Annotated in this window: 8 protein-coding genes and 1 pseudogene; 6 read left to right on the top strand and 3 right to left on the bottom strand. The window is 33.5% G+C overall.

Going from position 1 to position 15,196, the window contains the following annotated elements; all coding sequences use genetic code 11:
• Nucleotides 1–377 precede the first annotated feature (377 nt).
• From Q4548_RS00360 to Q4548_RS00350, 3 genes and pseudogenes are all read right to left on the bottom strand, one after another.
• The gene (locus Q4548_RS00360; protein ID WP_303450061.1) at nt 378–2,006 is read right to left on the bottom strand and encodes a T9SS type A sorting domain-containing protein; all 1,629 of its coding nucleotides are present in this window, start codon (nt 2,004–2,006) and stop codon (nt 378–380) included.
• Nucleotides 1,973–3,331 (bottom strand): annotated as a pseudogene (locus Q4548_RS00355) (sulfatase-like hydrolase/transferase). Before Q4548_RS00355 ends, Q4548_RS00360 begins: the two are co-directional and overlap by 34 nt.
• Nucleotides 3,332–3,647: 316 nt before the next feature.
• A complete protein-coding gene (locus Q4548_RS00350; protein ID WP_303450059.1) occupies nt 3,648–5,630 on the bottom strand; it encodes a T9SS type A sorting domain-containing protein in 1,983 nt (660 codons plus the stop codon).
• 687 nt (nt 5,631–6,317) lie between these two features.
• On the opposite strand from Q4548_RS00350, the gene Q4548_RS00345 reads away from it, so the two are divergent.
• From Q4548_RS00345 to Q4548_RS00320, 6 genes are read left to right on the top strand one after another with little or no spacing between them, the layout of a single operon-like run.
• Entirely contained in the window at nt 6,318–6,542 is a 225-nt protein-coding gene (locus tag Q4548_RS00345; RefSeq protein WP_303450057.1) for a sulfatase-like hydrolase/transferase, read from the top strand.
• Entirely contained in the window at nt 6,539–7,840 is a 1,302-nt protein-coding gene (locus tag Q4548_RS00340; protein WP_303450055.1) for an arylsulfatase, read from the top strand. The genes Q4548_RS00345 and Q4548_RS00340 overlap by 4 nt, the downstream gene beginning before the upstream one ends.
• 18 nt (nt 7,841–7,858) lie before the next feature.
• Nucleotides 7,859–9,451: a right-handed parallel beta-helix repeat-containing protein gene (locus tag Q4548_RS00335; protein WP_303450053.1), complete on the top strand. Its 1,593-nt coding sequence runs from the start codon at nt 7,859–7,861 to the stop codon at nt 9,449–9,451.
• On the top strand, nt 9,408–10,415 hold the full coding sequence (locus tag Q4548_RS00330; protein WP_303450051.1) for a PDZ domain-containing protein: 1,008 nt from the start codon (nt 9,408–9,410) through the stop codon (nt 10,413–10,415). The genes Q4548_RS00335 and Q4548_RS00330 overlap by 44 nt, the downstream gene beginning before the upstream one ends.
• 42 nt (nt 10,416–10,457) lie before the next feature.
• Entirely contained in the window at nt 10,458–12,041 is a 1,584-nt protein-coding gene (locus Q4548_RS00325; RefSeq protein ID WP_303450048.1) for a hypothetical protein, read from the top strand.
• A 49-nt stretch (nt 12,042–12,090) separates the two neighbouring features.
• Complete coding sequence (locus Q4548_RS00320; RefSeq protein WP_303450044.1) at nt 12,091–14,913, top strand: chitobiase/beta-hexosaminidase C-terminal domain-containing protein; 2,823 nt, start codon at nt 12,091–12,093, stop codon at nt 14,911–14,913.
• Nucleotides 14,914–15,196 lie beyond the last annotated feature (283 nt).

The raw sequence follows: 15,196 nt of genomic DNA, 5'->3' as shown, positions 1-15,196 counted from the left end.
AAACCAGGTTCTCATGTATTAAAACTACTTGGTATTTTTATTGTGTACTAAAGATATATGCTATTTAAGGAACCTATACCTCGTTTAAATATAACTGAACCATTACTATTATTTTCTAATATATAAAAGCACCTCAAAATTAAATTTCAGGGTGTTTTTTATATCTAAAGGAGTTGACTTGTTGCATTTCTAATATTTCTAGTCTTTTAACTCTACTTGTGTCTAGATCATTAAAAAATTATTACTAAACATGAATGAAGAATTATGATATATGGAAATCAAACTAAGTAAATACAATAACTTTATTTTCTAACAATTTTATATAAAACGAACCCCCTCTAAAATTAGAGGGGGTTCGTTAATTGGGAAATAATAAACTATTCTTTTAATAGTTTTATTCTTCTGTTACTACCATCCTTAAACATCACATTTAAGATGTATAAGCCTGATGGTAGATTCGATATATTAATATCTCTATAAGTGTTAGTAAATTCATATACTTTGGCTCCAGACACGTTGTATAAGGTACCTGATACTACTTCCTTTGTAAGACTAAAAGCATTCTTCACCGGATTGGGATATAGACTTAAACTTTCATTACTCTCTTTATCAACATCATCAATTCCTAAAGTAACTTCTTTTAGACTAAAGACAATATCTTCAATTCTGAATCTTGGTGCTGACTCTACTGGATTTGTAAGTCCTGTAGTTACAATTTTGATTTCTATGGCTTCACTGTTTGTTAATGTAATTGGAGTATCAAATACATATTCAAAACTGTTTCCTTCTCTATTCCCTCCACTTGTATATGTAGGTGGTTGTTGAGTATTTCCATTAATGGTAATGGCAACATCTACAACATCCTCCTTTTGAGAAATAACATCAAATGCAACTTTATTTAGAGCCATCTCATAACCTTCTTCTGATTTTACAAGAAATTTAACTCCATCTCCCTCAACATTATCATCTGGATCAATTTCTGTTCTAGTTTGTAAATAACTACTACCTTCGGTTGTGTTTCCAATCAATTCAGAGTAATTATCTAAAGCAAGAAAAGTTTGTTCCAAATCTGAACTATTCAGCGTTATTTCATGAAGTGGTTCTACAACTTCTGAAACATTAAATATAAGATCTACAAATCTCACTCTCGGTGTTAACTCATCTGAATTAGAAAGTGATGTTGTTATAATTTCTATCTCTTGAGATGCTTGTGTAAATGTAATTGGAGTATCAAATTCGAATAATTCAGGAGTATTATTATTGGTACTTATATACGTAAAACTTTGTGTTTCACCCGCAATTTTAATATCTACATTTACTACATCTCCTGCTTGAGATATAATACCCAATGTAATTTTATCACAAGTTATAGATGCAACATCAGCAGGAGCTTTTACATAAAATTTAGCTCCATCTCCTCCTTCTTCAGTCCTCGCTTGTAAATAAGCTGTACCACCTACAGTTGTATTTCCTATCAATTCAGCATATTCACTTACTATTTTAAAAGACTGCACAGCATCAGAACTATTAATTGTTATCTTATGAGGATTAAATATTGATAGTGCTTCCGATTTTACTAAAAAATTATTTTCATCTACTAACGTAAAGATAATCCCTGTGGCTACTTCTGGCACTTCAGCCGTAATCACATTGCCATTTATAGTTGCAGGAAGTTCAAACCACTCTATTTCTTTTGAATCTTCATCTACTATCCTATATAGTAAATAAGCCGTTTCAATAATAGCATCTCCAGGATTAGTAGTTAATGTTGCTGTAGCTACACCTGTATCCTGATCAAAAACTGTTGAAGCAACAGACGGAACAATATCTTGATTTTCTAATGGATCACCATTATAATCAGGATTAAACACTGGGTATCTTGCATTGTTTTCTGCTAAAAGAGTCTCTAATTTTAAGATCATTTCATTTTTAAGAGATGCATCCATCGTATCTATCACATCATACATCTCCTCTATATCATTATCAGATCCATCGTCATTATACAATTTATAAGCTTCATAATAACCTCCATCAACATAGATTTATACAATTTATAATTTCCACTTCTAATCGCTGACGATGATCTTGCATCTGTTCCATGAGGAAAATGCCAAAAAAGATCTGTTCTTACTGTATCGTCATTGTTTTTTATTTCTGTTTCAGTTCCACTTAAAAACGGATATAAACTGACACCATCTAAATTAGCTATTACATCTGTATTATCAGCATGCTCATCAGCTCCTGTAACCTCCATAATTGTAGGGTAAAAATCTAAATGAGAAACCATATTATCATATAATTGATTTTCTACAATACCAGGTCCAGCAATCACAAGAGGAGTACGCAAACCACCTTCTTTGGTGTTTGTTTTCCCTAAATCTAAAGGATAGTTATCTGTAATAATTTCTGACCCATGAACTTCTGCACCTCCATTATCTGATGAAAAAATAATGTACGTCGTTTCAAATAATTTTTTCCCTGGATTTCTTGGGTCATCCGTTTCTTTTAAATAATCTACAACTCTCCCTAAACTCCAATCTAAACTAGCAATCATTGCTCCATAATATGGATTTGTTTGCCCAGAAGTCGTAATATTTGCATCCGATGTTGGTAGAGGTATTCCTAATTTATCACAATAATATTGTAGCAATGCTAAATCTCTTGTTTAAATAGGAGAGTGCACCAACCAATGAGCCATGTAAAGAAAAAAGGGTTCTTCTTTGTTATCAGCCATAAAATCCAATGCAAGTTCTGTTACCGCATCATAAGGTCTTCCATCTTCATCTAATCGATAAGGATCATCTTCAGCATCTGTAGCAAAGTCAACAGACCTGTCACCGATACTTCTCGTAATCCCTCTATCAGTATCTTGGTAATCAAAACCTTGATCTACGGCCTCTGGATAAATATTGTGATTCGCTGCCATATGCCATTTACCAACATGACCAGATACATATCCTAAAGGTTTCAACGCTTCAGCTATGGTAACTTCGTCAAGTTGTAATCTACCCGGAAAATATGAAGGTATGATTTTATTTGAATTTTTCCCTTCAGGTATTTGACCTCCAGCTACATGAGTCATTTTATTTTTAAGAGGCATTCTACCACTCATGGTACCTCCTCTTGATGGTGCACAACTTGGTGCTGAAGCATAGGCTTGTGAAAAATTAGCTCCACTTTGAGCCAATGCTAACATATTTGGTGTTTCCCAAGGAACAACATCCCCAACATCATTTAACTGAGTATCTTGCCAACCTAAATCATCTGCATAAACAAAAACAATATTTGGTTTAACTATGTTTTGACTATATATCTGTGATATAAAAAACATAGCAAATAAATAAATTAAAGTATTTTTTCTCATTATTATTATTTTAAATTTTATACAAAGAAATGTTTTATGGAATGCAAAACATTTCTGTATTTAATCATAACGTTGTTTAAATCCACTGTTTTCGTAAAAAAACACTCCTAACTATGATAATTATTTATGTAAATACAAATAATACACTATAAATATCAAAAACAACCATGTGTGTAAACATATCAGTCAATAGGTTTTTATTCTACTAGGTAGATGACTTTCTGGGGGTATAAATGCTCTAAGGCTAGTGTATGGACAGACAAAAGTCTGTTATAGACTATGTTTATTTAGATATTATTATTTTTTTAGTGATATTATGGTTGTTACCACTTAAAAGGTTTACAAAATAGATTCCTGGATGTAGTGTAGACAAATCTAATTTTATGGTTGAAGTTCCATTGTTCCATGTTTTTGTGAATACTCTAGTACCTAGTATCGTATAAATTTCCATATCGGTAACATCTGTACCTATACTAGTAATTGTTAACTCATCAACTACAGGATTAGGAAACAAGTTAATTTGAGATGGATTAGATGAGGAGTTAATAAAATCATCTGTTGATAAAAGAACTTCATCGGAATTCCCAACTAGAAAAGCTCCTTCAGGTCTTACATAGGGTTCGTAATCAGGTATTGGACTAGCCATCAATCTATCGTTAATTGTTTTCATAATCACCATTTCGTCAGGAGTCATATATCCTGCAATTCCAGCAGTACTAGATACCGTATTAGCAAATGTAACTCCAGCTTTGGCATCGATAAGAATTTTAGAAAACCTGTAAGCGTCTTCTATTCCAAATATTAAATCAGATCTGGTACCATGCCAAGAAGCTCTAATGGGAAACCATGCATGTTTTAATACTTGTTTTTTTTCATAAATAGACCATGGATTGCCAACCATAGCAGGGATTGTAAACTCTTCATATCCCCATGAATTTGGAGGAGCACCACCACCTAATGAAGAAACATGACCTCTTGTAAAATCTGAATAAGAGTTATTTCCTCTAAAATTGGATACATTATAATCTCTTTCGTCTTCATCATCAATTCCATCAGAATCAACAGTAACTGCTTCTCCCTCTATATAATGTAAATGCCCAAACTCAGAAACTGACATCGCAGCTCCAGGATCTGCATCTTTAAACATTTGTACAAAATCTTCTAAATATCCATCGTCACGAAGTGTTGAGGTTGTATCGAACCAATATCCATCAGCATATTCTGCTATAGCAGGAATAAATCCTTGTACTAAATCCTTATAAGCTAAATATTCATTTCCATCAAAATTTGCTGTATAATAGGCTGTCCAAGCAGCTTGTGCTTCATCACTTGCCCTATTTAAATAATTTGTAGATATGTATAAAATAATCTTCTTCCCAGAGTTTTTTAGCGTTTGTAAAACTTCAATCATAATTTCTTGATTCTCAGTACTAGGTACTAAACTTTCGTGTATTTCAGTAGCTACATCTACATTGGTATTATCTCTGATAGTAAAATAATGTGAATGAGCAAAATAAGAAAGATTTGTAATCACATGTCCTAGAGCAGGAAGTTCTGTTACTAGCTCCTGTACACCGCTTATAGCATCATGGCCACTTGCTACTTCTGCATCTAGTCTTTCTCCACCCCAAACAGGAAATGTACCTCCCCATGAACCCGCTAACCACGCCGCTGGATGACCTATAGTAGTTGTTGTTTGATCTGTTGATCCATATATTTCATCAAAATAGTAAGTCATAGCTGGTTCTTCTTTACTACCATTGGCTAAACCAATTATCATAAGGTCGTATCCTCCAACATCTAGTACATTTTGTGGAATAGCAACATCCTGAAAATGAAACGTAAAAGTTTCCCATTCTTGCCCAACTGTGAATTTCAATTGTTCATAAACACGTGTTCCTTCATCAGAACTTTGAAAAAACACTCTAAGTTTTGAGTTGTTAGACGTTAGCTCTTCAGTAGGTATGTCTATATATGCTTTAAGCGTAACTGTATAATCAGTTAAATCGGTCACATAATTGAACAGGTTAAAAGGTAAAAAATTACTAGTCCCTGCAGGTCTATTGTATTTAGAGACAAGGGTGTGTGTATTAATCCCTGAAGTATTAGGGTTTGGAAAGTTTCCTGTTAAATTTGTAGGTACATCTTCTTCGGCTGTAAACTCAATTTTACGCGTATTTGTTTCATCTTCTAGCCACAAAAATTGTGCATTCACAAACTGTGAAAATAAGATGAAAGATAAAAAGAATGTTAAAAATTTATTCATGATTATAGTTACTTAGTTAGCAAATTAAAAACGTAGATACAAAATGTTATTTATTCTTAAATAAATTAGACCAATAACGGGTTTCCCCTTAGCCTGTAATATTTTATTGAGTTTTAATTGTTTTCACTTTTCCATGGAATAATATTAGCTATACCCGTTGTGCATTTAGAGTGAAATTTATCAATTTGAAAGAAATTCAAAATAGTTTTGAATCAAAAACTTAATTTCAGGAAAAAAATGATTCTCGATACAATTTTCTATCAAAAATCACTCGAACTGGCACTTTTTTTATCATTTAAGATTACTAAAATATACAACGAGGTATCTATGTCATTTTTAGAAAATCCTCCTTTGGTACTTCTTCCTACTTTAGTTATTTTCTTCCGATAAACTTCTTCAAAGTTACTCTATATATATAACAATAGTATTTTCTCTATATCGTCAAAAACTTGCTCTAAATGACTTAAAACTTCATTGTTAATTATTTTTTTGGGTTAGAATATTACGTGGTATTTAGTTTAAAATCAGTAGGTAACATACTTTTAGTTAAATAGAAGCAGAACTCTTAGTTGTCATGTTCTAGAGTTTGTTTTTATTAATATAGAGCAAGGAAATGGTGAGTTAGAGAATATATTTACTAGTGGTATGTTATATTTTTGTGATATTCACAAACATAAGACGTATTAAATGTACAAATCAATAATTACAGTTATAGTTTTAATTTTGGGTAAAAATATATGGGCTCAAAAGAAAGCAGATACAAGTCGTCCTAATATCATTTTTATTTATGCCGATGATATGGGGATAGGTGATGTTTCTCATACTACAGGGAAAGCTGCAACACCAAACATAGATCGTATGGCTGCAGAAGGCATTCGTTTTACGGATGCACATACTTCATCTTCTGTTTGACTCCGTCTCGCTATTCTCTTTTAACAGGACGTTACAATTGGCGTACAACATTAGCTAAACATGTCATCAATAAACCTACGACCAAACCATTAATCAAAAAAGGGGAAACAACGGTTGCAAATTTGTTAAAGCAAGCAGATTACCATACAGCTATGGTTGGTAAATGGCACTTAGGTATTGGTTGGGAATTGTTACCTAATTACAAAAAAGAGAAATGGCAAATAGGTAGTGGATGGAATATAGATTATACAAAACCAGCCATAACGCCTACAAGTAATGGTTTTGATTACTTTTATGGAATAGCAGCTTCTTTAGATATGCCTCCGTATGTATATATTGAAAATGAAAAAGTAACAGAACTTCCTTCGGTTATGAGTGACCCAAAGGTACGTTCTAGAAAAGGGCCTTCTGCTCCCAATTTTAAATCAGGTGAATGTTTGCAAGTTTTTGCAGAAAAATCTGTTGATTACATAAATGAGAGAGCTGGAGAAAAAGAACCTTTCTTTTTATACCTACCTTTAACTTCTCCGCATACTCCTATTGTTCCTAGTGAAAAATGGAGAGGAAAATCTGAATTGGGTCCTTATGGAGATTTTTTAATGGAAACGGATTGGGTTGTAGGAGAAGTATTAAAAGCACTTGACAAACAGAATTTAGCCAAAAACACCATTGTTTTATTTTCTACGGATAATGGATGTTCACCTGCTGCAAAAATTCCTGCTTTACAAAAGAAAGGACACTCACCTAGTGGAAATTTAAGAGGAAATAAAGCTGATATCTACGAAGGTGGACATAGAGTTCCTTTTATCATTCGTTGGCCAGAAGTTATAGAAGCAGGAACGCAAACAGATAGACTAACATGTATGACTGACTTTATTGCTACTTGTTCTGATATTACAGGGATAACATTAGATGAAACATCAGGTGTAGATGCCATTTCTTTTTTACCAACGTTAAAAAATCCAACAAAAACAAATAGAGAAGACATCATTAGTCATATTATTAATGGGTCTTTTTCTATCAGAAAAGGAAATTGGAAACTAGCACTTTGTCCTGGGTCTGGTGGTTGGAGTACTCCAAGAGCTGGTAAAACTCCAGCAGGATCTCCTAGTTTGCAGTTATTTGATTTGTCTAGTGATATTGCAGAGACTACCAATCTATATGATAAATACCCTGAAAAAGTAGAAGAATTAACCCAACTACTTCAATCTTATGTTGACAAAGGAAGAAGTACTCCTGGAAAACTTCAACAAAATGATAGAGAAGTAAATATATATGCAGAAGATAAAGCAAAATAATTTACTATTTAAAAAGGAATGAAAAAAGTAATTACCTTATTATTAATCTTGTGTGTTGTGTCAATGTATGCACTAGATATTCATGTCGCACCCCATGGTTCGGATGCCAATGATGGAACAGAGTCTAAACCTTTGCTAACTATAAAAGCAGCTCAAGCTAAATTAAGAGCTAGTGGACGTATAGGAAAAGAAGCATGTAACATTATGATACATGAGGGAGTTTATAGATTAAAAACACCTTTACAAATTACCACAGCAGATAGTGGTAGTGAACAATTTCCTGTTGTTTATTCGGCAGCTAAAAATGAAAACGTAGTTATTACAGGAGCACAATTAATCACCTCTAAATGGGAAAAATTTAAAGATGGTATTTATCGTACCCATGTGGGAGATTTAAATGCAATTGATCAACTTTTTGTAGATCAGAAAAGACAACACATGGCACGATATCCTAATTTTAATACTGGTTTTATACCTACAGATGGTGATCCTTCTGTACGTGGAAAAAAAGCAGGAACAGTTCCTTTTTCAGGAGCAGCTCCAGATGCTTGGGATGCTAAAAAAGCGGCTGAATGGAAAGATCCTACCGGAGCCATTCTAAACGGTATGCACAGAGGATTATGGGGAAGTCAGCATTATTTTGTGACTGGTAAAAACAATAAAGGCGAATTGGTGTACGAAGGGGGTTGGCAAAACAACCGTTCTGCTCCACCTCACAAAGGGTATCGAATGATAGAAAACGTTTTTGAAGAATTAGATGTTCCTGGGGAATGGTATCATAATACTAAGGACGGTTGGTTGTATTATATGCCAGAAGCGCATGTAAATCTTAACAACACAAAAATTGAAGCTGTGCTTCAAATTAAGCACCTTATTGAAGTTTACGGAGATTATAAACTACCTGTTGCAGAAATGGTTATTCACAAAAGTGGTAATGCACAAAAAGAGACCGTTGTTAAAAATTACGAAACAAACAAAGCTGTTAAAAACGTTCATATTACAGGGATTCATTTTACAGGTACTAAAAGAACTTTAAGAGAAACCATTGAGCCTTTACTAAGAAGTGATTGGTGTGTATACCGTGGTGGAGCCATCCATATGAGAGGAACAGAAAATATTGTCATCGATCATTGTTCTTTTAAAGAATTGGGAGGAAATGCAGTATTTGTTGATAGCTACAGTCGTAATATCCAAATAAAAGAAAATATTTTTCAAAATAATGGTTCTACGGATGTGAACTTTGTTGGTTCCTTTGCTGCAGTTCGTGATCCTTCATTTAGTTTTCAACATCTTCCTCCACCATTGGATGAAATAGATACTACTATTGGACCTAAATCTGAAGAGTATCCAGCAGATTGTATTGTTGAAAATAATTTAATGATGCTTTGTGGTCGTTTTGAAAAACAAGCCTCAGGAATTAATATTTCTATGTCATCAAGAATTACACTTCGTCATAACACCATTAGTCACACACCAAGAGCTGCCATTAACGTTTGCGATGGTACTTGGGGAGGTCATATTATAGAATGGAATGATTGTTTTGAAACGGTTTTAGAAACACACGATCATGGAGCTTTTAATTCTTGGGGAAGAGATCGTTATTTGGTTTAGAGCTGGACCTTCTGGACCTGACTTTAGAGATAAGAATGGAAAAGCAATGATTAGTTATTATATAGAGAAATATCCAAATGCTCCTTTGTGGGATGCTTATCAGACAACTACTATTAGAAATAACAGAATGCAATGTGATCATGGTTGGGATATCGACTTGGATGATGGATCTACCAATTATGAGATTTACAATAATATAAGTCTATCAGGTGGTATAAAAACACGTGAAGGATATCACCGTACCGTTACAAATAATGTAATCCTCGGAAAAGGATACACCTGTAATGTGCCCTATCCAAAACCAACACATGATATTTTTGAAAGAAATATTCTATGGGGTTCACCAATATATCGTTCTAGTAATCCAACACTTTGGGGAGGAACTAGAAATTTCAATTTCGTTCACAATCCTGATTCTGAAAATGTTGTACCTGCTTACGGTGCACAAGAACAAACACAGGATGATGCTGAAAGTTTGTATGGTAATGTTCTTTTTTCGGGAAAACCTCAACATGGCGACTTTACCGTCTCAAATAAATCAGCAGCATTAAGTCTTGGTTTTAAAAACTTTGAGATGACTGGTTTTGGTGTTACTTCTGATAAATTGAAAAATTTGGCAATGAAACCTAAAATTCTTGCTCCTAAAGATGTAGCCTCTAATGTATTTGCGAAGTCAAAGTTGAAAGTATTATTTGGAGCTAAATTTAAAACACTAGAAACGGAAGCAGAACTTTCTGCAACAGGAATGTTTGACACCTACGGAGTGTTACTGGTTTCTGTTCCTAAGAATAGTAAATTGGCTAAAATGGGATTTGAAGTGGATGACGTCGTATTTGAATTAAATTCGGAAAAAATAGCCAATGAACAAGATTTTATTAAAATCATGAAAAAATTAGCTAATCAGCAACATACCGTAAAAGTATGGAGACATCAAGACTCAAAAACATTTTCTTTTACAAAATAAATAATACCATAAAATTCCTTTCATCTAAAAAAAATAATAAAAATGAAGAATAGAACACAAATAAACAAAGCTTTTTTACTGCTTACATTTGCTTTATTTACTGCAAGTGGAACGCTACAAGCACAAAATAATTGGATCATTGAGTCTCAAAAAGACTGGCAAGAGAGTATAGCTACAAAAACAAATTTAGAAATCAGCAAAGGAAAAGTAATTCCTACTGAAAAAGAAGCCGTTTTTCAAAGCTCTATGAAAAAGTTTGCAAAAAAAAGAGCAGCAAAATCCATTACATTTTCTCAATCATCAGAATGGTTAAATTGGGAACAAATCCCTACTGCAGCACCAGCAAATTTAGGTGATGCTCCTGTAGCATTACAGTTAGGAGATGGAAATTATTGGATGTTTGGTAAATATGATACTAGAAAGAATAATAAACGACCGAAAGATTTTAAGAGTAAGGATACCCTATTAAAAGGGTATGATGTTGCGTTAAAAACCACACATCTTAAAAATCAATTTGATGCTCCATCAGGATTAAAAAAAACGTTAAAGGGTTATCATGCTTGGCATAGTATCGATATGAAAAACTGGGTGCATTATGGACCTATATCAGACATGTCTTCTCGTTGGGTAACTTCTGCAGAATATATTGATGGGAAATTTTATTTTTATTACGATTTCCCAAACGATCAAGATCCGCATTTACTTATTGATGACAACTTAACAGATGGTCTTGTTGGTGAAAAAATGGGAATGGCTTTTAAAGATCCTTCAGATGGTTCTGATTGTGCAGTCATTAGAGATTTAGAAGGGAATTTTCATATTATAGGTGAAGATTGGTCACCTATTGATGCTTCTACGCATGCTTGGGATTCGCCTTTAGCAATTCATGCTGTTAGTAAAGATGGTTTTAATGATTTTAAAATTTTAAACCCTCCTGTAGATGAACGCACCAAACCAACTGGTAAATTTGCTGAATATGCACATCCACATTGGTTTAAGGAAGACCCTAATAACTATCCTGGAAAACCGTCACCTGTTGATATTCCGAGACAAAGAATCAAAAAAGGAGACGTCGTTTCTTTTGGTAAATACGAAATCCATGAGCCAGAACAAAATTCTTTTGGAGATTGGGCTTCTATTTCTATTGGTGGTCAATATTATTTATTCGCAGATTATGATCCAGCAGGTAAGACAGGTGGTAAACATATGAGTGTTGCTTGGTTTACTTCTGATAATATCAATAAACAATTTGAGTTTTGTGGAAATATAGGTCAAGGACATCCAGATCCAGATATCATGTTTGCAGAAGGTAAATATTACTTGCTTACCCAAACAAGAAATGATTATGTAAGTACTGGTCCTTGGGTAGAAACCGTAAAAGTAAGAATGGGTGTAGATACCACTAATGATGGACTCGTTAATGAGTGGAGTGATTGGCAAGTTGTGAAAGAACAGTATGATTATATCAAAGGTTTCTCTAAGCAAATTGAAAAAACTCCTGCGCAAATGAATTTTTCTGACTTACCTAAAGGATACGGTTTTCAATTTGAGGTTAAAATGACGGATACAACAGAAAATGAATCAAAACCAATTTTAGATAAGGTAGTTGTTTCATTTGAGGAATAAGATTTAAAAATCAACACTCGTATTTAAAACGAAAATTAAATTTTATCAGATGATAATAACCAGAAATTTATTAACAGCTCTTGCTGTTCTGTTAATACTTGGAAACTCTTTTGCAAAAGATATCTATGTTTCTCCCAAGGGGGATGATGTAAATTCAGGGGCAAAAAACAGTCCTTATGTAAGCTTTAAAAGAGCTTTACAAGAAGTAAAAAAATATGCGAGTAAAGAAACTGTAACCGTATGGTTTTCTGCAGGTGAATATTATATTGATGAAACGCTTACATTAGGTAACGAGTACTCAGGAACAACAAAAAAACCAGTTGTATTTTCTGCAATTCCAGGAGAAAAGGTTGTTATAAAAGGCTCTCGTCAATTAGCATCTTTAAAATGGGAAAAACACAAAGGAGGGATTTATAAAACTCAAGTTCCAGAAGGATTGTCTATGGATCAATTATTTGTTGATGATGTTCGTCAGGTAAGAGCACGTTTTCCTAATTATGATTACGAAAACCCACTTCGTGACGGAAAAGGATACCTTCAAGTAACAGGTGGTACAGACAAACGATATGATAAATGGTTTTCCTACGATCCTAAAACTTTTTCGGATAAAACATGGAGCAATCCAGAAACAGGAATTGTGCATGGTTTCCAAAGTCATAACTGGGGAAATATGCAGTACAGACTTAAATCAATCAATAAAGAAGAAAGTAGAATATACCTTAACGAAGGTGGTTGGCAACTACAGAGAACACATGGTATTGGAGGTAAAAAAAGTCATGCTTCTTATTATTTTGTAGAAAATATTTTTGAGGAATTGGATGTTCCTGGTGAATGGTTTTTAGATACCAAAACTAGCACTCTTTACTATTATCCGATGCGAGACGTAAAATTAAGTGACGTTAAAATTGAGGTACCCGTTATAGCAGATATCATTCAATTAAAAGGAACGAAAGAAGCACCTGTAAAAAACATTCAGTTTAAAGGATTCCATTTTACACAAACCAATTATACCTTTATGGAGGCTTATGAGCCTGTTGCTCGTGGAGACTGGGCTATTCACAGAGGTGGTACCATTTTTATGGAAGGGACAGAAAACCTGTTAATTGAAGACTGTAATTTTGAGTATGTAGGAGGAAATGGTGTATTTATGAGTGCTTACAATCGTAACAATAAAGTAAGCGGTTGTAGATTTGTTCATACAGGAGAAAGTGCCGTATGTTTTGTTGGTTCTCCCGAAGCAGTTCGTTTTTATCAAACATGGGATGATAGATTAATGGATGGAAAGAATTGGAATCACATGCGTGAGAACATGGATTTAGAAGCAGGACCTAAAACACCTGATTATCCAAAAGAATGTGTGGTTGAAAATAGTATCATGCACGATTTTGGTGATGTTGGTAAACAAGTGGCGGGTGTTTACATTTCTATGAGTCATAAAATAACAGCTTCACATAATACCATTTATAACTGTCCGCGTGCAGGAATATGTATCAACGATGGTACTTGGGGAGGACACCTTATTGAATTTAATGATATTTGGGAAACCGTTAGAGAAACAGGAGAACATGGACCTTTTAATTCTTGGGGACGTGAAAGACAATGGAAAGGTGGTAGAGGAACGAATGAGCATTTTATAAAGGAATTGACAAGATTGGATGCTATTGACAACACTATTTTACGAAATAACAAAATAGCCAATTACAGAAAATCTATTAGTGCAGGAAATTGGACGATTGATTTAGATGATGGTTCTAGTTATTACGAAATCTACAACAACTTAAACTTAGGTTCTACCATTAAGTTAAGAGATGGTATGGGACGTAAAGTGTACAACAACATCACGGTAAGTGCAGTTCCTTCAGGATGGCACGTATGGCCTGAACATTCAGAAGATGAAATTTATAAAAACATTTTTGTGATTGCTGGTACATTGCCAGGTAAAAATGAACCTACAAAAAACTTTATCCGCGGAGTGGGATTGTCTAAAAAAGTTAAATGGAGTGAAAATTATGACAATAATACGTATTGGAACGTTAATTTTCCTGATAATTTTGAGATGTCCCCAAATCAGAACATGGAAGCTTGGAATAAAGAAGGATATGATTTAAACGCTGTTTCAGCAAATCCAAATTTTGTAGATCCAATCAACGGTAATTATCAAGTTGAAGAAAATTCTCCTGCATTAAAAACAGGATTTAAAAACTTCCCAATGGATCAGTTCGGTCATACAATGACTCGTATATTACCCTTTGGAGGTGATTTTGAAAACGAAACTACAGTAAGCTTAAAAGCAGATGTTAGAGCAGGAAAAAAATCTAATATTTATTATACTACAGATGGTTCAGAACCAACAATGAGTTCTATAAAATATACAAAGCCATTTAAAATTAATCAATCAACATTTTTGAATGCTAGAACGTTTGATGCTAATGGAATTCCAGTTGGTTTTACAAACGAAGTTGAATTCACAAAAGTTAAAGAAGTCACCTACCCTAGTTGGTTAGCAACACTATTAGCTGGTAAGTATGCAGGAGAAACTGTTGCTGTAGGAAAGACTGCTAAAACTAAAAAAGCACTTCAGAAAGAAGTAAAAGGAGCTTTGTTAATAAATATTGCTGATGATCCAGATTTAATAGATGCTACAGGTGGATATAATTTTGGTTGTTATATTGAATCATTAGATAATAAAAAAGGACAAATGTGGTTAGATGCTGGGTTGAACAAAGATTGGGTGATTCAAAAATTAAATAAACATAAAATTGTACATATAGCACATTTACAAAAGTTCCTTAAAAAATACTCTGGACAAACCGTAAAAATTACTGCTGCAAGAGATTATGGTACTAAAGTTTTTGAGGTAACCATTCCTTAACGGTCTTTTTATTTCTAATAAAACCTAAAACAGGTCTATTTAGATTTGAAAAACATTAAATAATAGACCTGTATCTATTAAATATAAAAACCTCAATTGGAAATATCCAGTTGAGGTTTTTGTTTTTTATCAAAATAGAATTATATTTTAACAGCTTTCTATAAACAGATCAATTGTAGATTATGTTCACTATGATCTATTTAACGAGGTGAAGTATCAAAAACTATATTTAGGCCTATAAATGGGTATATTAATATAACTCCACTGTTTTCCCTTTTGTTTT

This window comes from Wenyingzhuangia sp. 2_MG-2023, assembly GCF_030548295.1.
Taxonomy (GTDB): Bacteria; Bacteroidota; Bacteroidia; order Flavobacteriales; family Flavobacteriaceae; genus Wenyingzhuangia.
Note: the sequence above shows the minus strand (reverse complement) of the source record. Positions and strands in the feature narration are given on the sequence as shown.